The 22,608-nt window shown below is 73.2% G+C and carries 18 protein-coding genes; 13 read left to right on the forward strand and 5 right to left on the reverse strand.

Annotation, left to right across the window (positions count from 1 at the left end; all coding sequences use genetic code 11):
• Positions 1–11: 11 nt before the first annotated feature.
• Complete coding sequence (locus N8K70_RS02635) at positions 12–314, forward strand: Dabb family protein (protein WP_317140066.1); 303 nt, start codon at positions 12–14, stop codon at positions 312–314.
• Between the two features lie 51 nt (positions 315–365).
• Here N8K70_RS02635 and aspS read toward each other — a convergent pair whose 3' ends face one another.
• On the reverse strand, positions 366–2,132 hold the full coding sequence (gene aspS / locus N8K70_RS02640) for an aspartate--tRNA ligase (RefSeq protein ID WP_317140067.1): 1,767 nt from the start codon (positions 2,130–2,132) through the stop codon (positions 366–368).
• 197 nt (positions 2,133–2,329) lie between these two features.
• Here aspS and N8K70_RS02645 point away from each other — a divergent pair, with 197 nt between their 5' ends.
• The 7 genes from N8K70_RS02645 (at position 2,330) to N8K70_RS02675 (ending at position 9,176) form a co-directional block, all read left to right on the forward strand.
• Complete coding sequence (locus tag N8K70_RS02645) at positions 2,330–3,010, forward strand: DedA family protein (RefSeq protein WP_317140068.1); 681 nt, start codon at positions 2,330–2,332, stop codon at positions 3,008–3,010.
• A 22-nt stretch (positions 3,011–3,032) separates the two neighbouring features.
• The gene (locus tag N8K70_RS02650; RefSeq protein WP_317140069.1) at positions 3,033–3,662 is read left to right on the forward strand and encodes a histidine phosphatase family protein; all 630 of its coding nucleotides are present in this window, start codon (positions 3,033–3,035) and stop codon (positions 3,660–3,662) included.
• A gap of 72 nt (positions 3,663–3,734) precedes the next feature.
• Positions 3,735–4,379, forward strand: a complete 645-nt coding sequence (locus N8K70_RS02655; protein ID WP_394357797.1) for a TlpA family protein disulfide reductase — start codon at positions 3,735–3,737, stop codon at positions 4,377–4,379.
• Positions 4,380–4,398: 19 nt separating this feature from the next.
• Positions 4,399–5,175 (forward strand): cytochrome c biogenesis CcdA family protein, encoded by a 777-nt coding sequence (locus tag N8K70_RS02660; RefSeq protein ID WP_317140071.1) that lies wholly within the window; start codon positions 4,399–4,401, stop codon positions 5,173–5,175.
• 20 nt (positions 5,176–5,195) lie between these two features.
• A complete protein-coding gene (gene resB, locus N8K70_RS02665) occupies positions 5,196–6,878 on the forward strand; it encodes a cytochrome c biogenesis protein ResB (protein ID WP_317140072.1) in 1,683 nt (560 codons plus the stop codon).
• A gap of 40 nt (positions 6,879–6,918) precedes the next feature.
• A complete protein-coding gene (gene ccsB / locus N8K70_RS02670; RefSeq protein ID WP_394357798.1) occupies positions 6,919–7,911 on the forward strand; it encodes a c-type cytochrome biogenesis protein CcsB in 993 nt (330 codons plus the stop codon).
• 74 nt (positions 7,912–7,985) lie between these two features.
• On the forward strand, positions 7,986–9,176 hold the full coding sequence (locus N8K70_RS02675; RefSeq protein WP_317140074.1) for an acyltransferase family protein: 1,191 nt from the start codon (positions 7,986–7,988) through the stop codon (positions 9,174–9,176).
• On the opposite strand, the gene N8K70_RS02680 is transcribed toward N8K70_RS02675, so the two are convergent.
• Positions 9,109–10,545 (reverse strand): glycosyltransferase, encoded by a 1,437-nt coding sequence (locus N8K70_RS02680; RefSeq protein WP_317141162.1) that lies wholly within the window; start codon positions 10,543–10,545, stop codon positions 9,109–9,111. The genes N8K70_RS02675 and N8K70_RS02680 overlap by 68 nt on opposite strands.
• Before the next feature lie 162 nt (positions 10,546–10,707).
• Between N8K70_RS02680 and N8K70_RS02685 the strand changes: the two genes are divergently transcribed.
• The 3 genes from N8K70_RS02685 to N8K70_RS02695 are packed head-to-tail and all read left to right on the forward strand — an operon-like array spanning position 10,708 to position 14,502.
• A complete protein-coding gene (locus N8K70_RS02685) occupies positions 10,708–11,487 on the forward strand; it encodes a DeoR/GlpR family DNA-binding transcription regulator (protein ID WP_317140075.1) in 780 nt (259 codons plus the stop codon).
• On the forward strand, positions 11,484–12,434 hold the full coding sequence (locus tag N8K70_RS02690; protein ID WP_317140076.1) for a 1-phosphofructokinase family hexose kinase: 951 nt from the start codon (positions 11,484–11,486) through the stop codon (positions 12,432–12,434). Before N8K70_RS02685 ends, N8K70_RS02690 begins: the two co-directional genes overlap by 4 nt.
• Positions 12,435–12,471: 37 nt before the next feature.
• A complete protein-coding gene (locus tag N8K70_RS02695) occupies positions 12,472–14,502 on the forward strand; it encodes a PTS fructose transporter subunit IIABC (RefSeq protein WP_317141163.1) in 2,031 nt (676 codons plus the stop codon).
• Positions 14,503–14,585: 83 nt separating this feature from the next.
• Here the strand turns inward: N8K70_RS02695 and N8K70_RS02700 are convergent, their stop codons facing one another.
• Both N8K70_RS02700 and N8K70_RS02705 read right to left on the reverse strand, forming a co-directional pair.
• On the reverse strand, positions 14,586–17,168 hold the full coding sequence (locus N8K70_RS02700; RefSeq protein WP_317140077.1) for a YhgE/Pip domain-containing protein: 2,583 nt from the start codon (positions 17,166–17,168) through the stop codon (positions 14,586–14,588).
• Positions 17,165–19,939, reverse strand: coding sequence for an efflux RND transporter permease subunit (locus N8K70_RS02705; protein ID WP_317140078.1), 2,775 nt, complete (start codon positions 19,937–19,939; stop codon positions 17,165–17,167). Before N8K70_RS02705 ends, N8K70_RS02700 begins: the two co-directional genes overlap by 4 nt.
• 151 nt (positions 19,940–20,090) lie before the next feature.
• Here N8K70_RS02705 and N8K70_RS02710 point away from each other — a divergent pair, with 151 nt between their 5' ends.
• On the forward strand, positions 20,091–20,726 hold the full coding sequence (locus tag N8K70_RS02710; protein ID WP_317140079.1) for a TetR/AcrR family transcriptional regulator: 636 nt from the start codon (positions 20,091–20,093) through the stop codon (positions 20,724–20,726).
• Between the two features lie 9 nt (positions 20,727–20,735).
• Here the strand turns inward: N8K70_RS02710 and N8K70_RS02715 are convergent, their stop codons facing one another.
• Positions 20,736–21,731 (reverse strand): o-succinylbenzoate synthase, encoded by a 996-nt coding sequence (locus tag N8K70_RS02715; protein ID WP_317140080.1) that lies wholly within the window; start codon positions 21,729–21,731, stop codon positions 20,736–20,738.
• Positions 21,732–21,783: 52 nt separating this feature from the next.
• Between N8K70_RS02715 and N8K70_RS02720 the strand changes: the two genes are divergently transcribed.
• Positions 21,784–22,581 (forward strand): LLM class F420-dependent oxidoreductase, encoded by a 798-nt coding sequence (locus N8K70_RS02720; RefSeq protein WP_317140081.1) that lies wholly within the window; start codon positions 21,784–21,786, stop codon positions 22,579–22,581.
• Positions 22,582–22,608 lie beyond the last annotated feature (27 nt).

Here is a 22,608-nt window from a genome sequence, read left to right on the forward strand (position 1 = left end):
AAGGCACCGCCATGGCCATCCGCCACATCGTCCTGTTCCAGCTCGCCGCGACCGACGAGGCCACGCGCGAGGAGCACGCCGCCGAGGCCAAGCGTCGTCTCGAGGCGCTCGTCGGGGTCGTGCCCGACCTGCTCGACCTCACCGTCTCTCGCAACGTCGCCTACGAGGGCTCGAACTTCGACATCGTGCTCGAGTCGCATTTCCCCGACGTCGCCGCGCTCGAGGCTTACCAGGTCCATCCGGCACACGTCGAGACCGCGTCGTTCATCGGGACGATCCGCAGCGGACGCGCCGCGATCGACTTCGAGGTCTGAGCGGTCCGCCACGCCCCACCGGGGCCCGGCGCGCCGGACCGCGCTCTCTTCTCAGCCCTCGTTGGGCTCGACGTCCACGCCGGCCTCGGCGCGCTGCGCAGGGGTGATCGGCGCGGGGGCGGCCGTCAGCGGGTCGAAGCCGTTGCCCGTCTTGGGGAACGCGATGACCTCGCGGATCGACGACGCCCCGGCGAGCAGCGAGACCACGCGGTCCCAGCCGAACGCGATGCCGCCGTGCGGGGGGGCGCCGAACTGGAAGGCGTCGAGCAGGAAGCCGAACTTCTCCTGCGCCTCCTCCTCGGCGATGCCCATCACCTCGAACACCCGCTCCTGCACGGCACGCTGGTGGATGCGGATGGAGCCGCCGCCGATCTCGTTGCCGTTGCAGACGATGTCGTAGGCGTACGCGAGCGCCTCGCCGGGAGCCTCCTCGAAGCGGTCGATCCACTCGGGCTTGGGCGAGGTGAAGGCGTGGTGCACGGCCGTCCACGCCGAGTGCCCGAGGTCGACGTCGTCGTCCTCGCCGGTCGGCTTGAACAGCGGCGCGTCGACGACCCACACGAACGACCAGGCGTCCTCGTCGATCTGACCGGTGCGCCGGGCGATCTCGACGCGGGCGGCGCCGAGCAGCGCGCGCGCCTCGCCCGTCGTCCCCGCGGCGAAGAAGACCGCGTCCCCCGGCCTCGCGCCCGTCGCCTCGGCGAGGCCGTCGCGCTCGGCGTCGGTGAGGTTCTTGGCGACGGGGCCGCCGAGCGCGCCGTCCTCGCCGAACGTGACGTAGGCGAGGCCTCGCGCGCCGCGCGACTTGGCCCAGTCCTGCCACGCGTCGAACTGCCGGCGGGGCAGCGAGGCGCCGCCGGGATGCACGACGGCGCCGACGTACTCCTGCTGGAAGACGCGGAACGTCGTCCCGGAGAAGTACTCGGCCAGCTCGACGATCGGGTTGCCGAAGCGGAGGTCGGGCTTGTCCGACCCGTAGAGCCGCATGGCGTCGGCGAAGGTGATGCGCTCGATGGGCGTGGGGACCTCGACGTCGATGAGCCGCCACAGCGCGGAGACGATCTCCTCGCCGAGCGCGATGACGTCCTCCTGGTCGACGAAGCTCGCCTCGACGTCGAGCTGCGTGAACTCGGGCTGGCGGTCGGCGCGGAAGTCCTCGTCGCGGTAGCAGCGGGCGATCTGGTAGTAGCGCTCGACGCCGCCGACCTGGAGGAGCTGCTTGAACAGCTGCGGCGACTGCGGGAGCGCGTACCAGCTGCCGGGGCTCAGGCGCGCGGGGACGAGGAAGTCGCGCGCGCCCTCGGGCGTCGAGCGCGTGAGCGTCGGGGTCTCGACCTCGACGAAGTCGTGGCCGGCGAGCACCTCGCGGGCCGCGGCGTTCGCCTTCGAGCGCAGGCGCAGGGCGGCCGCGGGGGCCGGGCGGCGCAGGTCGAGGTAGCGGTGCTTGAGGCGGACCTCCTCGCCGATCGTCTCGGTGCCGTCGAGCGCGGTCGACACCTGGAAGGGGAGGGGCGCCGACTCGTTGAGCACCTCGACCTCGGTCGCGATGACCTCGACGTCTCCCGTCGCGAGATGGGCGTTCGCGTTGCCCTCCGGGCGGTGCGACACCTCGCCGGTCACCCGCAGCACGAACTCGTTCCGCAGCGGGTGCGCCGTCTCCTCGTCGCGGATGACGACCTGGGCGATGCCCGAGGCGTCCCGCAGGTCGAGGAAGGCGACGCCTCCGTGATCGCGACGACGATCGACCCAGCCCGTGAGGGTGACGGTCTGACCGATGTGCTCGGCTCGCAGCGAGCCGGCCGTGTGGGTGCGAAGCACGGAGGAATCCTTCTGGTCGGGGTGACGAACTCCCTCAGTCTACGGGCGGGGTCCGCCGCCGCCGGGCGGACGGCGCATGCGGCCGAACGGGACGGGGCGCCTCCCGGACAGCCGTGTGCGGGGCTTCACAGCAACGTGGACGGGGATGCCGGTAGCGTCGGAGGCTCATCCGCACGCCACGAGGGGACGACACCCGCATGACGACGACCGAGGCGGCCGCCGCGGCCGACCAGGGATGGCTCTCGACACTCGTCGACTGGGTCGTCGGGCTGATGGGCGTCATCGGCCCCTACGGGGCGGGGCTCGCGATCGCCCTGGAGAACCTCTTCCCGCCTCTTCCGAGCGAGGCCATCCTGCCCATGGCGGGACTCGCGGCGCACGCCGGCGAGTTCGCGCTCTGGGAGGCGATCCTCTGGACGACGATCGGCTCGCTCGTGGGCGCCCTGCTGCTGTACGGCATCGGCGCCTGGTTCGGGATCGACCGCCTGCGCTGGGTCGCGGACAAGCTCCCCCTCGTCTACGTCGAGGACGTCGACCGCACGGTCGCCTGGTTCCGCACGCACGGCGGCAAGGCGGTCTTCTTCGGGCGCTTCATCCCCATCTTCCGCAGCCTCATCTCGATCCCCGCGGGCGTCGTCCGCATGCCGCTGTGGCGCTTCGGGCTGTACACGACCGCCGGCAGCCTCATCTGGAACACGGCGTTCATCCTCGTGGGGTGGTACCTCGGCGAGTCCTGGCACATCGTCGAGGAGTACATGGACGTCGTCCAGAACGTCGTGATCGTCGTCGTCGTCGCCGTCGTGGCGTGGTTCGTCGTCGTCCGTGTCCGCGCCCGCCGGAAGAACGACGACCACGCGGTCGAACCCCCGGCCGCGTGACGCACGTCCCTAGACTGGGGCCGTGCCCGCCGAACGACTCCACCTCGTCCGCCACGGAGAGGTCTTCAATCCGCGTCGCGTGCTCTACGAGCGCATCCCCGGCTTCGGGCTGAGCGACGACGGGCGGCGGATGACACGGGCCGCTGCGGAGTACGTGCGCGGCCTCGACCGGCCGCTCACCGAGCTCGTCTGCTCGCCGCTGCAGCGCACGCGCGAGTCCGCGGAGCCGTTCACGGCGCTGTTCGGCCTCGCCCCGCGCGTCGACGACCGCGTCGTCGAGCCGTGGAACGCCTTCGCGGGCACGCGCATGAGCAAGGCGGTCCTCATCCCGACGAACTGGTGGCGTCTGCGTCGGCCGTCCGTTCCCAGCTGGGGGGAGCCGTACGCGCAGATCGCCGAGCGGATGACCGCGGCCATGGACGACGCGTGGCATCGCGCGGACGACGGCGACGTCGTGATCGTGACGCACCAGTCGCCCATCTGGATCGCGCACCTGCGGGTCGCCGGGCTCCCGCTGCGGCACGATCCGCGCACGCGCCGGTGCGCGCTCTCGAGCGTGACGTCGTTCGAGCGCAAGGGCGACGTGTGGCGCGAGACCGACTACGCCGAGCCCGGGGCGACCGACGGCGCCGTGGACGTCGGCGCGGTGTGACCCGCAGCGCGGCGGCCCGACGCGGCGGGACGCACAGCCCCGACCCAGCCAGTGCGGGAGCGGGAACGTAGGATGGGATCCGTGCGTCCCCCAGCAGCCACGTCCCCGAAGACGCGTGCCCCTCAGGCCCGCCGTGCCGGTGCTGCCGCCGCCGTCCTCGTGCTCGCCGCGGCGCTCGCGGCGTGCTCGGCGGACCCCGCGACCGAGGCGTATCTGTCGGGCACGAACCAGGGCTACATCTCCGGCGACTTCCGTGTCGAGGAGATCCCGCAGGAGGAGCGCGGCGAGCCCGTCGAGTGGGCCGGCGTCACGGAGGACGGCGACGAGCTGACGAGCGACGACACCGCGGGAGACGTCGTCGTCGTGAACTTCTGGTACGCCGCCTGCGGCCCCTGCCGTGTGGAGGCCCCCGACCTCGAGTCGGTGTGGCAGGAGTACCGGGACGACGAGGTCAGCTTCGTGGGCGTGAACACCTACGACCAGGCCGACACCGCGAAGTCGTTCGCGAAGCAGTACGAGATCACCTACCCGAGCATCATCGACGTCAACGACGGCGCCGTGAAGCTCGCGTTCGCGGCGGCCACGCCCATCCAGGCCACTCCCACGACCCTCGTGCTCGACGCGGAGGGCCGTGTCGCCGCGCGCATCATCGGGCAGCTCGAAGGCGCGTCCATCCTCTCCACGCTCGTCGCCGACGCGCTCGCGGAGACGGCGTGACGACCACGCGGCGCGCCTCGTGAACGTCGACGCCCTCGTCGTCGGCGGGACGCTCTGGCTCGCGATCCCGGTCGCGCTGCTCGCGGGACTGCTGTCGTTCCTCTCGCCGTGCGTGCTGCCGCTCATCCCGGGATACCTCGGGTTCATCGGCGGCGCCGTCGCGCCGCGCGGAGCGGACGGCGCCGCGTTCGACGTCCCCGGAGGGTCGCGCGGCCGCCTCGTCGGCGGCGTGCTGCTGTTCATCGCGGGCTTCACCCTCGTCTTCGTCGCGATCATCGTGCTCGGCGGCGTCGCCGGGGGAGCGACGCAGCGCTTCTCGCTGCTCTACGGCGACATCGTCACGCGCGTCCTGGGCGTCGTCGTCATCCTCATGGGGTTCGTCTTCCTCGGCTTCTTCGGGTCGGCGCAGCGGATCGCGCGTCCGCAGGTGAAGGGCGGCCTGGGGCTCGTCGGCGCCCCCCTTCTCGGCATCGCGCTCGGCATCGGATGGGCGCCGTGCATCGGCCCGACCCTGGCGGCCATCACGACGCTCGCCTGGAACATCGGCGACCCCGGGCGCGCGGCGCTCCTCGGCGTCGCGTACTCTCTGGGGCTCGGCATCCCGTTCCTCCTCGTCGCGCTCGGGCTCGGCTGGGCGACGCGCTCGGTGTCCTTCCTCCGCCGCCACGTGCGCGCCGTGAACATCGCGGGCGGCGTCCTGCTCATCCTGCTCGGCGTGCTCATGGTGACAGGGGTCTGGGGCGGGCTCATGTCGCGTCTCGGCGCGCTCTTCCAGACGATCGTCCTCCCGCTGTGACCCCCGACCAGGGAGAGCCCGTGACCGACACGCACACCGCACCGCCACGCGACGGGAGCGAGCCGCTGCGGCCGTCCGACCACTTCGACTCCGAGGACACGATCACCCAGCCCTCGCTCGGCCTCGTCGGATGGCTGCGGTGGGGATGGCGCCAGCTCACGAGCATGCGGACGGCGCTCGTCCTGCTGCTCCTGCTCGCGATCGCGGCCGTGCCGGGGTCGATCTTCCCGCAGCGGATGGCGAACCCCAACGGCGTGACGCAGTGGGAGAGCGACAACCCCGACCTCTTCCCCGTGCTCGACGCCCTGCAGCTGTTCGACGTGTATCAGTCGGTGTGGTTCTCGGCGATCTACATCCTGCTCTTCGTCTCGCTCATCGGGTGCATCCTGCCGCGCACCCAGCATCACTGGAAGGCGCTGCGCTCACGCCCGCCGCGCACCCCCGTGCGGCTCCGGCGCCTCGACGACTTCCGCGAGGAGCGCATCGAGGCGGGCGACGACCCCGACGGCGAGGCCGCGAACGCGGTCGACTTCGCGGCCGCCCAGCTGAGGTCGCAGGGATATCGGGTCGAGCGCTACGACGGCCGAGGCTCCTACTCCGTCTCCGCCGAGCGGGGCTACCTGCGCGAGACCGGCAACCTCGTCTTCCACGCCGCGCTCGTCGGCATCCTCGTCACGGTCGGCGTCGGCGGGGGCTTCGCCTACACGGGACAGCGGGTCGTGGTCGAGGGGACGACGTTCGTGAACTCGCTCCTCGACTACTCCTCCATGAACCGGGGCCGCTTCGTCTCCGACGCGGCGCTGTCGCCGTACTCGATGAAGCTCGACACGTTCGACGTGACCTATGTGGAGCCCGGGACGAACGGCGCCGGCCAGGCGGGCGACTTCTCCGCGAACGTCACCGTCACGCACACGGACGGCAGGACCACCGAGGAGGCGGTGCGCGTCAACCATCCGCTCCAGCTCGACGGCGACGCCATCTACCTGCTCGGCAACGGCTACGCGCCGACCATCACGGTGCGCGACGCCGACGGCGACGTCGTCTACGCCGACTCCGTGCCGTTCCTGCCGCAGGACGCGAACATGACGTCGCTCGGCGTCGTGAAGGTGACCGACGGCATGCCGGAGCAGCTCGGGCTCGTCGGCTTCTTCTATCCGACGCAGGTCCAGAACAGCTCGGGCGCGTTCGCCTCCGCCTACGGCGACCTGCTCAACCCCATGCTGACCCTCGACGTGTATGCGGGCGACCTCGGCATCGACGACGGCACGCCGCGCTCGGTGTACACGCTCGACCCCACCGGGATGGAGAAGCTCACGGGGACCGAGACCGAGACCGATTCCATCGAGCTCGCCCCCGGCGAGACCGCCGACCTCCCGAACGGGCTGGGAACCATCACGTTCGAGGACGCCACGCCCGAGGACGCCGACCCCGCCCTCGGGTACACCGAGTCGGTCAAGCGGTTCGCGTCGCTGCAGATCCACCACGACGCCTCGGCGCCCGTCGTGCTGCTCTTCGCGATCCTCGCCACGCTCGGCCTCCTCGTCGCCCTGTTCGTGCCGCGCCGGCGCATGTGGGTCAAGGCGACGCCCGACGGCGACGGCGTGCGGATCGAGTACGCGGGCCTCGCGCGCGGGGAGGACCCGACGCTCGGCGAGGCCGTCGAACAGCTCCGGACCACGCATCAGGCCGCGCTGCGAGGATGACCCCGACCGCCGTACGCCCACGAGATCTAGGATGGACGCCATGCAGCTCGATGCCGTGACGCTGGACACCTACTCCGTCGTGCTCGTCTGGACGGCGGTGTCGCTCTACGTCCTGAGCTTCCTCGCCTACTCCGTCGACCTCGCGAACCGCTCCCAGGCGTCGATCGCCGCCAAGGACGCGGCCGCCGAGAGGCAGCTCGCGGGCGTGGGCGCGCGAGGCGCGACGACCGCCGCCCCCGGCGCGGACGCCGCCCCGCAGCGGCCCCCGCGCTACGTGTGGGGCCGCATCGGCACCTCGCTCACCTGGCTCGGTCTCGTCTTCCACCTCGGCGCCACCGTGCTGCGCGGCGTGGCCGCGGCGCGCGTGCCGTGGTCCAACATGTACGAGTTCGCGATGACGGGCACCCTGCTCATCACGGCCGTGTACCTCGGCGTGCTGTTCTGGCGCGACCTGCGCTTCCTCGGCGCGTTCATCACGGGCCTCGTCGCGGTGCTCCTGGGAAGCTCGTCGTTGTTCTACGTCGAGGTCGTCCCGCTCATGGACCCGCTGAAGTCCATCTGGCTCGTCATCCACGTCTTCGTCGCGTCGCTCGCGACGGCGTTCCTCGCGCTGGCGTTCGCGCTCTCCGTCCTGCAGCTCCTGCAGGCCCGCCGCGAGCGCCGGGCCGTCGAGGCCGCGGAGGGGCCGGCGAAGAAGAGCATGCTGCGCACCATCCCGAGCGCCGAGGCGCTCGAGGGGCTCGCGTACCGCTTCGCGATCATCGGATTCATCTTCTGGACCTTCACGCTCATCGCCGGCGCCATCTGGGCCAACGACGCGTGGGGCCGCTACTGGGGCTTCGACACCAAGGAGGTGTGGACTTTCATCATCTGGGTGCTCTACGCCGGCTACATCCACGCCCGCGCGACCCGCGGCTGGCGGGGCACCCGCTCGGCATGGCTCTCGATCGTCGGCTTCGTCGCCGTCATCTTCAACTTCACCGTCGTGAACATGTTCTTCGAGGGGCTCCACGCGTACAGCGGCCTGAGCTGATCGCGAGGCACCGCACCACGCCCGCGTGGGAGAGCGCTGAGCGCCGGCCCGCCGGCCGCGCATAGGGTGGTCGGGTGGGGGCACCGAGAGCGGAGAGGCTGCACGCGCTCGACGGCGTGCGCGGTGCGGCGGCGTTCGTGGTGGTCCTCTACCACGTCAGCCTCATCGCGCGTCCGTTCGCCGAGGACGGCACGGCGCGGCTCATCTGGGAGACGGCGACCGAGACGCCGCTGAAGCTCGGCTTCGCGGGCACCGAGGCCGTGCAGGTGTTCTTCGTGCTGTCCGGCCTCGTGGTCACGCTGCCGGCGCTGCGGGACGGGTTCTCCTGGCCGGGCTACTACGCGTCGCGCCTCGTGCGCCTCTATCTGCCGGTGTGGGCGGCCATCCTCCTGTCGGTGGCGCTCGTCGTGGCCCTCCCGCGCGATCCCGCTCAGGTCACGGCCGACGTCTGGATCGTGAACGCCAACATCGTCACGCCAGACTGGGTGCTCGCGCTCCGCGAGGCATCCCTGACGCCCGCGTCCTACGACACCGTCAACACGCTGTGGTCGCTGCGCTGGGAGCTCCTGTTCAGCATCCTCCTCCCCGTGTTCGCGGCGGTCGCGCTGCTGCTGCGCCGGTGGGCGTGGCCCGTCGCCGCCGTGTGCGTCCTCGCGATGGTCGCGGGCCGCATGCTCGACGAGCGGCCCCTCGACCTCGATGCGCTCGTCTACCTCCCGACGTTCCTCCTCGGGTGCCTCATCGCCGTGCGCCTCGACGACGTGACGGCGTGGGCGCGCCGGCGCCCGCGCCCGATGCTGTGGCTGGCGCTGGGCGTGGGGTCGGCGCTCCTCCTCATCGCGGCGTGGTGGACCCGTCCGTTCATCCCCGCCTCCACGCCCCTGAGCGACGCCGTCTGGGGGCTCGCCGGAGCGGGCGCGGCGGGACTCGTCCTCGTCGTCGTCTGCTCGCCCCTCGCAGGGCGGCTCATGCAGACGGGCGTCATGCGGTGGCTCGGCAGCATCTCGTTCAGCCTCTACCTCGTCCACGCCCCCGTGCTCGCCACGCTGGCGTTCGCCTGGGGCGACGAGAACTGGCCGCTCGTCGGGCTCGTCGGGCTCCCGCTCAGCATCGTCGTCGCCTGGCTGTTCTTCATCGTGGCGGAGCGGCCGTCGCACCGGGCCGCGCGTGCCGCAGGCCGGCGCGTCGCGGCGCTGTTCAGCGGGCCAGGCGGAGGCGCTTCCGCCGATGCGCGCGACGCATCGCCCGGCCCCACTCGCGCGTGACGGCCTCGTCGGTGAAGCGCTGCGCGGACGACACCGCCGCCGCGCGCATCCGGGCCCGGTCCCGTTCGGGCAGGGCGACGAACCGCTCGACGGCCGCCGACAGCGCCTCCTCGTCGCCCGCGGGCACGAGGAAGCCGTTCACGCCGTCGCGGATGACGTCGGCCGGTCCGTAGGGCACGTCGTAGGCGATCGGCACGCAGCCGGCGGCCAGCGCCTCGACGAGCACGAGGGGGAAGCCCTCCGACGTCGAGGCGGACAGCAGGAACGACGCCTCCGCGAGCCTCGTCGCCGCGTCCGCGGAGTGGCCGCGGAGGCGCACGCCGTCGCCGGCGAGCCCCGCCAGGGCGTCGCGCTCCTCGCCGTCGCCCCACACGTCGAGCTCGACGTCCGCCCCTCGCGCCCGAGCCGCGTGCACGGCGCGGATCGCGTGTCCGACGCGCTTGCGGGGCGTGAGGCTCGCCAGCATGATCCCGGCCCCCGCCCGTCGCTCGAGGGAGGGGGACGGGGGCAGGTCGCGGCTGTTCGCGATCACCTCGAGAGTGCGGCGGCGGCCGAGCAGCGCGACGACGTCGTCGCGCTGACGCCGGGTGAGCAGGACGACCGCGTCGAAGCCGCCGAGGTTCTCGAACACCTTCCGGCGCGACTCGCGGAGGGGCGCGTGGGGGCGGCGGGTGCCGACGAGGTGGGACGCGTGGACGACGTGCATCGTCACGGCGCGCGGGCGCCGGTACTCGAGCGCCCACTGGGCGACGGTCTTGCTGTCGACGACGAGGAAGGCCGGGCCCGATGCCGTGAGCCGGTCGAGCCACGCGTGGTAGAGGTGCGCGATGCGCCCCCACGAGCGCACCGGCCGGCCGTCGCCGTCGCAGAGCACGACCGACTTGCCGCCCTGCGTTCCGCGCTCCTTCCCGTCGCGGCGCTCCGACAGCAGGAGCGATCCGTCCTCGCGGAAGTGATCGGTCTGCAGGATGCCGCCGTCGGCGCCCGAGCGCACGCGGCTGAGGACGAGGTCTCCGCGTCGGCGCTCCGTGATGCGCTCGCTCGGATCCGGCGGGAGCTCCGACAGCGGTGTGAACGGATGGCGGTCGAGTCTCGCCGAGCCGCCGGGGAGGGCGTTCTGCCGAAGCCAGTCCCAGATGTTGAGCAGCCGCATCCCCTCGATGAGGTCTCCGGCCGCGCGGAGCCTCGCCTCGCGCTCCGGATACCCGGGGTCCGGATCGAACGTGAGGACCGTCACGGGCTGCCCGCCGAGTCGGACGAAGGCCCGGCTCCTGTGGAGCATCGCCGACGTCATCCCGCCCCAGGAGTCCTCGATCGCCCACGTGAGGGCGAACTGCCGGCCCGGGGGGAGCGTCGCGGTGATGTGCATCACGCCGAGAGCCTAGGGGGGATGTCTGCACGGCTCCGGGGAAACGCCGGTCGCGTGCGAAACGTGGCGGGGGCGCCGGACGCCCCTGTCGGGGTCTGAGCGAACGGATATTGTTTCGTGTGGGTTTGAGTTGTATTCTGTGGGTATCCGAAGGAGGATCGCATGTACGCGACGGAGCGCAGGGAGCTCATCGAGCAGGCGCTGAGCGAGCACTCCCGCGTCGCGGTCGCCGATCTGTCCGTGCGGCTCGGGGTGACGACCGAGACCGTGCGCCGCGATCTCGCCGTGCTCGAGCAGGCGGGCGTCCTGCGACGCGTGCACGGCGGCGCCGTCCCCGCCGGACGCGGCAGCCTCGCCGAGGCCGATCTGCGCGAGCGGTCCGGGCGCCACGGCGCGTCGAAGCGCGCCATCGCGACGCGGGCGCTCGACGTGCTCGGACACGACTTCAGCGGCTCCCTGCTCATCGACGCGGGCACGACGACGGCCGCGCTCGCCGATCTCCTGCCGGCCAGGCTCGCCGGAGCGCGCGTCGAGATCGTCACGCATGCCGTCGCGATCGCGGCGGCGCTCGGCGCGACCGACGAGATCGCGTTGTCGGTCGTCGGCGGAAGGCTCCGCGGGCTGACGGGGGCCGCCGTCGGCGCGAGCACCGTCGAGGCGATCGATTCGCTGCGCCCCGAGATCGCCTTCGTCGGGACCAACGGGCTCACGGCCGACTTCGGCCTGAGCACGCCCGACCCCGACGAAGCCGACGTCAAGCGCGCCATCGTGCGCGCCGCGCGCCGCGTCATCCTCCTCGCCGACGCCTCGAAGTTCGGCGGGGAGTCGCTGCAGCGGTTCGCCCGCCTCGACGAGGTCGACCTCCTCGTCACCGATCGAGAGCCCGACGACGCGCTCGCGGAAGCCCTCGAGAACGCAGAAGTGGAGGTGTGGGTCGCATGATCGTCACCCTCACCGCGAACCCGTCGCTGGACCGCACCGTCGTGCTCGCCGAGCCGCTGCGGCCGGGCGAGGTGCAGCAGGCGGTGGCGTCGCACGAGGACCCCGGCGGCAAGGGCGTCAACGTCGCGCGGGTCCTGCGCGGATCCGGCTCCGACGCGCTCGCGGTGCTCCCGCTCGCCGAGGGCGATCCCTACGCCGGCGTCCTCGCGGACGCCGTCGCGGCCCGAGCCGTGCCGGTCGCGGGCCTGGCGCGTTCCAACATCGCCGTCACCGACCCCGCCGGCACGACGACGAAGGTCAACCTGCCGGGGGCAGAGCTCTCGGCCGAGGAGGCGGACGCCCTCGTCGACGCGGTCGTCGTGGCCGCGCGAGATGCACGCGCGGAGGCCGTCGCGCTGTGCGGCTCGCTCCCGCCCGGCGTCGACGACGGCTTCTACGCGCGCGTCGCCGCGGCCGTGCGCGCGGGCGTCGATCCCGCGCCGCTCGTCGTCGTGGACACCTCGGGACCGGCGCTCGCCGCGACCGTGGCGTCGGCGCACCCCGATCTCATCAAGCCGAACGAGCTCGAGCTCGCCGAGCTCGCGGGCGTCGGCGTGCCGGCGGGGCCCGACCTCGTCGACGCCGTCGCGCGCATCGCGCGCGAGGTCGTCCCGGCGAAGGTGGGCGCCGCGCTCGTCACGCTGGGCGGCGAGGGAGCCGTGCTCGTGACGGCGGACGGCGCGTGGCACGCGCCCATCCCCGCCGGCGTGCAGGTGCAGAGCACCGTCGGCGCGGGCGACAGCTCGCTCGCCGGGTACCTGCTGGCGTTCCTCGCCGGCGCGAGCGAGGACGACCTCCTCCGCAGCGCCGTCCGCTACGGCTCCGCGACGGCCTCGCTGCCCGGAACGCAGCTCGCCTCCCCCGCCGACCTCCCGGCCGGCGACATCCCCGTCCGCGCGATCCCCTGAGCGCGCGCTCCCCCCACCCGAACCAGATCAGGAGGGCATCGTGTCCACCATCACCACCCAGCTCGTCAGTCTCGACGAGGACCTCGGAGCAGACAAGGAGGCTGTGCTCCGCGCCCTCTCCGCGCGTTTCGTCGCCCAGGGCCGTGCCCGTGACGCCGACGAGCTCTTCGCCGCGGCGTGGGCGCGCGAGGAGACCGACGCGACGGGCCTGCCCGGCGGCATCGCCATCCCCCACGCCAAGAGCGCCACCGTCACGGAGGCCTCGCTCGCCTTCGCCCGCCTCTCGCCGGGCGTCGACTTCGGCGCCTCCGACGGCCCCGCGGACATCGTCTTCATGATCGCCGCCCCCGACACGGCGGCGGAGGAGCATCTCGCCGTGCTGTCGGCCCTCGCGCGCCACCTCATGGACGAGGACTTCCTCGCGGCCCTGCGTGCCGCGAAGGACGCCGAGGAGGCCGTCGCGATCGTCCGCGCCGCGATCGGCGAGGACGGGGGAGAGGCGCCGTCGGCTCCGCAGGCCGCGGCCGCCGCGGCCCCCGTCGAGGACGGCCCCCGCGTCGACGGGCATCCCGCGCGCATCGTCGCGGTCACGGCCTGCGCGACGGGCATCGCCCACACCTACATGGCGGCGGACGCCCTGACGGCCGCCGCGAAGAAGGCGGGCGTCGAGTTCGCCGTCGAGCCCCAGGGCTCGAGCGGCTACGACCCCTTCGACCCCCGGACGATCTCCGAGGCCGACGCCGTGATCTTCGCGGTCGACGTCGACGTGCGCGAGCCGCAGCGCTTCGCGGGCAAGCCCGTCGTCCGCCGCCCCGTCAAGGCCGGCATCGAGCACGCCTCCGAGCTCATCGCCCAGGCGGTCGCCGCGGCGACCGACCCGTCGGCCGAGCGCGTGAGCGGCGACGCGTCCGCCGCCGCGGCCGCCTCGAACGCCCCCGCGGAGTCGTTCGGCGCGCGCATCCAGCGCGTCCTGCTCACGGGCGTGTCGTACATGATCCCGTTCGTCGCGGGCGGCGGTCTGCTCATGGCGCTGGGCTTCCTGTTCGGCGGCTTCGAGATCAACGCCTCGGCCAACGACATCGTCGTGAGCAATGCGCTGTGGAACCTGCCGGACGGCGGCCTCACGGAGTACCTCGGGGCGGTCCTCTTCGCGATCGGCAACATCTCGATGAGCTTCCTCGTCGCGGCGCTCGCGGGCTACATCGCCTTCGCGATCGCCGACAGGCCGGGCCTCGCGCCGGGCTTCGTCGCCGGATCGGTCGCGGTGCTCATGAGCGCGGGCTTCATCGGCGGCATCGTCGGCGGCCTGCTCGCCGGCCTCGCGGCCTGGTGGCTCGGCTCGCTCAAGGTCCCGAGGTGGCTGCGCGGCCTCATGCCGGTCGTCATCATCCCGCTGCTGGCCTCGATCTTCGCCTCCGGGCTGCTGGTGCTCTTCCTCGGGTCGCCGATCGCGGCGCTCATGGCCCTCATGACGGAAGGGCTCAACAACCTCGCCGGCTCCGGCCTCATCGTCGTCGTGGGCATCATCCTCGGCCTCATGATGTGCTTCGACCTCGGCGGCCCCGTCAACAAGGTCGCCTACGCGTTCGCCGTCGCGAGCCTCGGCGACGCCTCCGCCACGAACACCGTGCCGTACCTCATCATGGGCGCCGTCATGACGGCGGGGATGGTGCCGCCGCTGGCCATGGCGCTCGCGTCGACCGTGCTCGCGCGCAAGGAGTTCACCGCCCCCGAGCGGGAGAACGGCAAGGCGGCCTGGCTGCTGGGCCTGTCGTTCATCTCGGAGGGCGCCATCCCGTTCGCCGCGGCGGACCCGCTGCGCGTCATCCCGGCCTCGATGCTCGGCGGCGCGGTGACCGGCGCGCTCACGATGCTCTTCGGCGTCGGCTCGCGCGCGCCCCACGGCGGGATCTTCGTGTTCTTCGCGATCGACCCGCTGTGGGGCTTCGCGCTGGCGCTCCTCGCGGGGACGGTGGTCGCGGCCTTCGCCGTGGTCTTCCTCAAGAGGTTCGCCCGCAGGCGCGAGAACGTCGTCGTGGCGGCGCAGGCGGAGGCCGTCGCGGCGTAGCCGTCCCGCAGCGCTCGACGACGAAGGAGGGCGCCCCGTGTTCGCACGGGGCGCCCTCCTTCGTCGTGTGCGGCGTGCGCGGCTCAGCCGGCGAGCACCGCCTTCGTCGAGACCGTGCGCTCGCGGACGACCGCGAACGTCGTCACGACGAAGGCGATCACGGTCCAGAGCACGAGACCGGCGATCGCACCGCCCATCCCGCCGGAATCGGCGATCAGGGCGAGCAGGGCGGAGTAGGCGGGCGCCGTGGGCAGGACGCCCGCGATGTCTCCGAGGGCTCCGGGGATGGTCGAGACGACGCTCGTGGCCAGGGCGAGCGTCCCCACGATCGCGGCGATCCAGCGCCCGGCGCCGCCGAAGAGCGCCACGAGCGCCTGGTTCACGGCCGCGAAGGCGACGCCGACCAGGGCGCTGAGCCCGAGCAGGGGCGCGAACGTCGCCGCGTCGTACTCGGCGGTGAGCTGCACGATGACCGCGACGATCGCGCCCTGAGCCGCCCCGACGAGCGCGGCCGGCAGGAGGGCGCCCGCCGCGAGCAGCGCCGACGGACGCCGGGAGGTGAGCGCCCGGCCGGTCACGGAGCGCAGCGCGACGAAGGTCGCGAGGCTGCCGAACCAGAGGACGAGCGTGACGAGCAGGGGGATGGCCGATGCGCCGAAGAGCTCGAGCGCGGACGCGTCGGCGGACACGGGATCGGCGACGACGGATGCGAGGTCGCTCGCCTCGTCGTCGCTGTACGACGGGAGGGACTCCGAGGCCTGCGAGAGGCCGTCGCCGAGGGTCGTCGCGCCGTCGCCGAGCTGGCCGATGCCGTCGCCCAGCTCGGCGGCGCCCGTCGCGAGCCCGGAGGCGCCGTCGCCGAGCGGGACCGTGCCGGCCTCCAGCTGGCCGGCTCCGCTCGCGAGCTGGGTGGCTCCGCCCGCGAGCGCGCCGATGCCCGTGGCGAGCTCGTCGGCGCCGGTCGAGAGCTCGCTCGCACCCGACTCCGCCTGTCCGGCTCCGTCGGCGAGCTGGGAGGACCCGTCGGAGAGCTGCGCGGCGCCGTCCGACAGCTGGGCGGCTCCGCCCGACAGGGCGCCGACGCCTCCGGCGAGCTCGTCGGCGCCTCCGGCGAGCGCGCCGACGCCGTCGGCGAGGGCCGTCGCGCCTCCGGCGAGCTCTCCCGCCCCGCCCGCGAGCTCGCCCGCCCCGCCCGCGAGCTCGCCCGCACCGGTCGTCGACGCGTCGGCGCCCTGCGCGATCCCGGTGAGCGCGGTCGAGAGCTGCCCTGCGCCCTCGCCCGCCGCGCGCAGCTGCCCGCCGATCTCGGCGGGCGCCTCCTGCGCGAACCGGGCGAGACCCGCGGAGGTGCCGGCTGCTGCGGTCTGCGCCGTGTTCGCGCCGTCGACGAGCGCCGCGAGCTGCGCGCAGTACTCGGGTGCGGCGCCGGAGACGGCGCACTGCTCGCTGAGTGCGGCGAGGCCCTGCGCGACGCCCGCGGTCGCCTGAGCCGATCCGTCGGCCGCGGTGGTGAGCTCGGCGGGCACGAGCCCGTCGCTCTCGATCCGATCCGCGCCCGCGTTCAGCTGCGTCTGCAGGTCGGCCGCCCCCTGCTGCGTCTGATGCGTGCCGTCGGCCAGCGTCGCGAGCCCCGCCGCGAGCGCGTCGGCGCCGCTCTTGAGCCCCGCCGCGCCATCCGACACCTGCGTCGCGCCCTCGGCGAGCGAGGCCGCGCCGTCGGAGCTCTGCCTCGCGCCGTCGGCGAGCTGCGCGGCGCCGCCGGAGGCCTCCGTCGCTCCGCCGGCGAGCTGCGTGGCGCCGTCGGCGAGGGAGCCGGCGCCGGTCGCCAGCTCGCCGGCGCCCGACTGGAGGCCGGCGACGCCGCCGGAGAGCTGGCCTGCTCCGTCGGACAGCTGCGACGCTCCCGCGCTCGCCTCGTTCGCTCCCCCCGCCAGCTCGCCCGCTCCGGAGGAGAGCTCCCCGGCGCCGTCGCCGAGCTGGCCGATGCCGTCGGCGAGCTGCGTCGCGCCGTCGGAGAGCTGCCCCGCGCCGTCCTGCGCCTCGGTCGCCCCGTCGGCGAGCTGCGTCGCGCCGTCCGCGGCCTCGCCGAGCTGCTCGCCGAGCGTCGTGAAGCTCACGAAGACGTTCTCGAGCGTCGACTCCGACAGCGACGACCCGAGGGTCGACGCCGCGACGGAGGCGATCTGGTTCGTGATGGCGCCGTCGACGATGCGCGCATCCGGCGCGGTCGTCACGTCGATCGTGGCCTGCGTCGGGTCGGCGTCCTCCCCCGACAGGGACTTCGAGGAGGACAGCGCCGAGGCGGAGAAGTCCTCGGGGATGGTGATGACCGCCTGGTACGTGCCGTCGGCGAGGCCTTCCGCGGCGTCGTCGTCGTTGGAGATCACCCAGTCGAGGTTGCTGTCGAGGTCGTCCGACCCCTCGACGAGACCGGCCGCCAGCTGGCGGCCCAGGGGCACGGTCTGCCCGTCGACCTCGGTGCCGTCGTCGTCGTTCACGATCGCGGCCGTCATGTTGTCGAGGCGCTCGGTGGGCTGGTCGAGCGCGGCGACGAGGACGCCGCCGATGAGCGCGGGCAGCAGGAGCACCCCGGCCAGCGTGAGCCAGGTGACCGGCCGGCGCGACTGGGCGCGTTCGATGGCCAGGGGACGTCGTGCACGGGTCATGCGTTCACCTCGATGGATGCGGAGTTCGTGCGGATCTCTGTGGCGCCCGCCGCCGGGAAGCCGGCGTCCGAGAGCACCGACCGTGCGGCGCCGACGTCCCTCGCGGAGGCGACGACCGTGAGCGGGGTCACGGGGCCCAGCTCTCTGTCGGCGTCGCGGAGGACGGCGGCGATCTGGTCCGCCGCGGCGGGCGAGACGGTGTCGAGGCCGTCCAGGACGACGAGGCGGGTGCGCCCCTCGAGCGCCTCGCGGACGACCGTGGCGGGATCGGCCGCGCCATCGAGCAGGGCGACGCCGACGTGCGCTCGCACCCAGGCGCCGCGCCCCGGCAGCAGGTGCCCCGCGACGCGGAGGCGCCCTCCGTCGGGCGCGAGGCGCGCGGCGATCGCCAGCAGCACCGCTCGAGAGCGGCGGGGATCGGGGGCGGTCAGGACGTGTGCCTCGCCGGGCTCGACGCGCAGCGAGACGCCGGCGGCGACGGTGCGGCCGCCCTCGGCGATCTCGAGGTCCTCGGCCGCGACCTGGGCGGTCGAGCGCGGCTCGGGCCAGTCCGCCAGCTCGCGCTCGCGCTCGACGGCCTCGCCCTCGATGTCGAAGTGGGGGAGGATCCGCTCGAGCCAGGCGGGCATCCACCACGCACGCCTCCCGAGCAGCGTCATCACCGCGGGGACGAGCGTCATCCGCACGAGGAAGGCGTCCACGGCGATGCCGACCGCCAGCGCGAGGGCGATGGGCTTGATGTTGATGTCGCCCTCCGGCACGAAGGCGGCGAAGACGGCGAACATGATGATCGCCGCCGCGGTGACGACGCGGGCGGACGCCGTGAAGCCCGTCCGCACGGCGTCCACCGCGACCCGGTTGGTGGCGCCGAGCCTCCGGGAGGCGTGCACGAACTCCTCGCGCATCCTCGAGACGAGGAAGACCTCGTAGTCCATCGCGAGGCCGAACAGGACGCCCATGACGACGATCGGCATGAACGCGATCACCGGGCCCGTGCGCGAGACGTGGAGGAGGTCGGCCCCCCATCCCCACTCGAACACCGCGGTGACGACGCCGAACGCGGCCAGGACCGAGAGCAGATAGCCCAGCGCCGCCTTGACCGGCACCCAGATCGAGCGGAACACGATCATCAGCAGGATGAACGACAGCCCCACGACGAAGATCCCGAACGGCAGCAGCGCGGCTCCGAGCCGATCGGAGATGTCGATCGCGACGGCCGTGAAGCCGGTCACCTTCAGGTCGATGCCGTACTCGTCGAGCCACTCGTCGTGGTGCGCGCGCAGCTCGCGCACGAGGTCGCTCGTCGCGGGATCGGACGGGCCGGTCTCGGGGACCACCTGCACGATGCCCGTGTCGGCGGTCTCGTTCGGGGCGGCGAGGGCGACCTCCTTGACGCCGTCGATCGCCTCGACCTCCGCCTTCAGGTCCTCCATGAGCTGGAGGGGGTCGTCGGAGGTCACGATGGTGCCCGTGAGGATGAGGGGCCCGTTGAACCCCTCGCCGAAGTACTCGTCGACGAGGTCGTAGCTCTGCCGTGCCTCGCTGTCCGCGGGGAGGGCGCCGGCGTTGGGCAGGGCCAGCGTGAGCTGCCCCGCCGGGATGGCGACGACGCCGAGACCGAGGACGACGGCGACGGTCGTGACGACCGGATGGCGGGTGACGCCGCGCACCCAGCGGGTCGCGAACCCCGGCTTCGGCGCGGCGGGCTCGCCGCCGTCGGACCGCTTCGCCCGCTTCGTCCGGCGGGGCCGGCCGGCCGCGCGGTGCTTCACGAACCCGAGCAGGGCCGGCGTGAGGGTGACGGCGATGAGCACGGCGATCGCGACGGCCGCGGCCGCGGCGATTCCCATCGTCGTGAGGAACGGGATGCCCGCGAAGCCCAGGCCGATGAGCGCGATGAGCACCGTCACGCCGGCGAAGAGCACGGCCGAGCCGGCGGTTCCCGTCGCCCGTGCCGCCGACTCCTCCGGATCGACGCCGTCGCGCACCTGATCCTGATGTCGCGCGGCGATGAACAGGGCGTAGTCGATGCCGACGGCGAGCCCGAGCATGAGCGCGAGCAGCGGCGTCGTCGCCGAGACGGTCGCGAACTGGGTGGCCGCGAGGATCCCCAGCATGGAGACCCCCACGCCGATGAGGGCGACGCCGAGCGGGAGCCCGGCGAGCACGAACGAGCGGAACGTGACGATCAGCACGAGCAGCGCGATGATCACGCCGAGGGCCTCCGTGAGCGTCACCGTGGGAAGCTCCGTGCCGAAGAGATCGCCCCCGAGCGCGATCCGCGAGCCGTCCGGCAGCAGCTCGCCGAGCTCGTGCACGGAGTCGGCGAAGCCGTCCTTGACGTCGTCCTCGATCTCCGTGCTGGTGCCGGAGAACTGCGCCTGGACGATCGCGGCCGTGCCGTCGTCCGAGATCAGGCCGGAGACGAGCTCGCTGTAGGGGGAGGTCGTGGCCTCGACGCCGGGGAAGTCGGCGAGCTCCTCGACCTTCTCCTCGATGGGCTCGCGGTAGGCGTCGTCCTCGACGCTCTCGCCGTCGGCGGCGACGACGATGAACTGCGCCGCCGTGCCCGAGACCTGGGGGAAGGTGCGCTCGAGCTGCTCCAGGCCCTCCTGCGACTCCGTCCCCGGGATGGTGAAGCTGTTGTCGAACCCCTTGCTCAGCCCGAGCGCGCCGCCGGCCGCGATGGCGAGGACGAGCAGCCATGAGCCGAGCACGCGCCACGGGTGACGGTAGGACCAGCGGCCGAGGGAGTACAGCAGAGTGGACACGTGGGGCGCCTCCGATGCGGGCGGACAAGCCTGGCGAATTCGATACAGCGCTGTATCCAGTACGATTGTGTATCGTATCCGCGGATGACGCAACAAGGCTGGGATACCGGTGTGAGGTCCGCGGCCGACGGCGGAGCAGTGAGGAGGCGACGTGACGGACGACCCCCGCGCGAGCACCCGCAGCCGTGAGAACACGCGCGCGCGGCTCCTCGACGCCGCCGCCGAGGTCTTCGCCGAGGTCGGGCTGGGCGAGGCGTCCGTCGAGCGGATCTGCGAGCGGGCGGGGTTCACCCGCGGCGCCTTCTACTCGAACTTCGCCTCGAAGGACGAGATGTTCCTCCAGCTCGCGAAGGTCGTCGCGGGCGACCGCGTCGCCGCCGTGCGCGCCCGGGTGGCCGAGATCGACGCCGGGGCCCAGCTGCACCTGGACCTCGCGAACGCCGCGGCGATCGTCCGCGTGCTCGACGTGATCGACGACGACCGCGTCAGCACCCTCCTCATGCACGAGATCAGCATCCGCGCGATGCGCGACCGCGATCTCGGCACGGCCTACGCGGCCCAGGAGCAGGAGCTGCTCGGCGAGGTCGTGCAGATCATCGACGAGATCGCCGATGCGAAGGGACTCGTGCTGCGCGTGCCGTCGGTCGACGCGGCGCGGATCATCCTCGCCGTCTGGGCCGACGTGTCGGCGCGCGCGGCGATCGCCGGCCTCGACGCCGAGGCGATCGCCGAGCAGCGCAGCGTCGAGGTGGGCCGCGTCGTGCAGCTCGTCATCGAGAAGGGCTGAGCGCGTCCCTCACCCGCGGGCCCCGAGCGCCGCGTGGCAGCGCGCGATCCTCTCGCGCCACCACTCCTCGCGCTCGGGGGCGGCGCGGTGCTCGGCGAGCAGCTCGGGCCGCGGATCCACGCGGCCGACCGGGATGGCGCCGCCCTTCGCGACGAGCGGAGGCTCGGCGACGTCGGCGGCGAGGAGCGCGGCGGTCCCCAGCCCGCAGTCGTAGTCGAGCGCGGGGAGCGCCGCCGCGAGCGCTGCCCCCTGCGCGAGCCCCACGGAGGTGTCGAGGGCGCTGGAGACGACGGCCGGCAGCCCCGCAGCGGCGACGATGTCGAGTGCCCGGCGCACGCCGCCGAGCGGCTGTGCCTTGACGACGAGGATGTCGGCGGCCTCCGCGCGGGCCACGAGCAGGGGATCGGAGGCCCTGCGGACGCTCTCGTCGGCGGCGATCGGGATGTCCCAGTCGCGCAGCCGCCGGCGGAGCTCGGCGAGCTCGTCCACCGAGGCGCACGGCTGCTCGGCGTACTCGAGGTCGAACTCCGAGAGGGCGTGGAGCGCCCGCTCGGCCTCGTCGACGTTCCACCCGGCGTTCGCATCGACGCGGACGCGCGCCTCCGGTCCTGCCGCCTCGCGCACGGCGCGCACCCGGGCGATGTCGTCCGCGAGGCCCTGGCCGCGTTCGGCGACCTTGACCTTGACCGTGCGGCATCCGTCGAAGCGGGCGAGCACCTCCGCGACGCGGCCGGCGGCGACGGCGGGCATCGTCGCGTTGACCGGGACGGATGCGCGGTGCGGGGGCGGCTGCGGGCTCCAGGCGAAGTCGACGGCGGCCGCGAGCCACGTCGCCGCCTCCGCGTCGTCGTACTCCGGGAACGGCGAGAACTCGGCCCATCCCTCCGGCCCCTCGACGAGGGCGGCCTCACGGCGGTCGATGCCGCGGAAGCGCGTCCCCATCGGCAGCGAGACGACGCGCACGGTGTCGAGGATCTCGGCGAGCGGGGGCAGCGGGGCGGTCATGACTCCATCCTGCCCCCTGCCGCGGGCTTCCCCGCGATCCTATGCTGGCGCCATGCCTCTTCTCGACACCCCGGTCCGGCTCGGCGTGCAGCTCGCGCCGCAGCACTCGACCTACGCCGCGATCCACGACGCCGTCGGCCGCCTGGAAGACCTCGGCGTCGACGTCCTCTTCAACTGGGACCACTTCTTCCCGCTGTCGGGGGACCCCGACGGCACGCACTTCGAGGCCTGGACCATGCTCGCCGCGTGGGCCGAGCAGACGGAGCGCGTCGAGTTCGGATGCCTCGTGAACTGCAACTCGTACCGCAACGCCGACCTCCAGGCCGACATGGCCCGCACCGTCGACCACATCTCGGCGAAGGGCGGCGACACGGGCCGCTTCATCTTCGGCACGGGTTCGGGCTGGGCCGAACGCGACTACGACGAGTACGGCTACGCGTTCGGCACGCCGGGGTCCCGGCTGGACGATCTCGCCGAGGGGCTGCGGCGCGTCGAGGCCCGCTGGGACGTGCTGAACCCCGCGCCGACACGGCGCGTCCCCGTCCTCATCGGCGGCAAGGGCGAGCAGAAGACGCTCCGCCTCGTGGCCCGTCACGCCGACATCTGGCACAGCTTCGTCACGGGGGAGGAGCTCACGCGAAAGCTCGACGTCCTGGCCCGCTGGGGCGAGAAGGAGGAGCGCGACCTGTCGGGGCTCGTCGTCTCGAACGAGCTCAGGGAACGCGACGAGGCCGAGGCCGACGCCCTCTACGACGCGGGCGTGCGCCTGTTCACCCTCGGGATATCCGGACCCGAGCTCGACTTCGACGTCGTGCGCCGCTGGCTCGACTGGCGCGACGCGAAGAACTGACCCTGCGTCCCGCCGTCCGCTCCCGGC

It is taken from the genome of Microbacterium sp. AB (assembly GCF_032878875.1).
Lineage (GTDB): Bacteria > Actinomycetota > Actinomycetes > Actinomycetales > Microbacteriaceae > Microbacterium > Microbacterium betulae.

Coding starts and splice junctions, on each gene's coding strand:
- N8K70_RS02680 (WP_317141162.1), bottom strand. CDS start 10,545: ATGCACATCACCGCGACGCTCCCCCCGGGCCGGCAGTTCGCCCTCACG.
- ccsB (WP_394357798.1), top strand. CDS start 6,919: ATGCAGCTCGATGCCGTGACGCTGGACACCTACTCCGTCGTGCTCGTC.
- N8K70_RS02700 (WP_317140077.1), bottom strand. CDS start 17,168: ATGACCCGTGCACGACGTCCCCTGGCCATCGAACGCGCCCAGTCGCGC.
- N8K70_RS02645 (WP_317140068.1), top strand. CDS start 2,330: ATGACGACGACCGAGGCGGCCGCCGCGGCCGACCAGGGATGGCTCTCG.
- N8K70_RS02635 (WP_317140066.1), top strand. CDS start 12: ATGGCCATCCGCCACATCGTCCTGTTCCAGCTCGCCGCGACCGACGAG.
- N8K70_RS02685 (WP_317140075.1), top strand. CDS start 10,708: ATGTACGCGACGGAGCGCAGGGAGCTCATCGAGCAGGCGCTGAGCGAG.
- N8K70_RS02720 (WP_317140081.1), top strand. CDS start 21,784: ATGCCTCTTCTCGACACCCCGGTCCGGCTCGGCGTGCAGCTCGCGCCG.
- N8K70_RS02715 (WP_317140080.1), bottom strand. CDS start 21,731: ATGACCGCCCCGCTGCCCCCGCTCGCCGAGATCCTCGACACCGTGCGC.
- N8K70_RS02655 (WP_394357797.1), top strand. CDS start 3,735: ATGGGATCCGTGCGTCCCCCAGCAGCCACGTCCCCGAAGACGCGTGCC.
- N8K70_RS02690 (WP_317140076.1), top strand. CDS start 11,484: ATGATCGTCACCCTCACCGCGAACCCGTCGCTGGACCGCACCGTCGTG.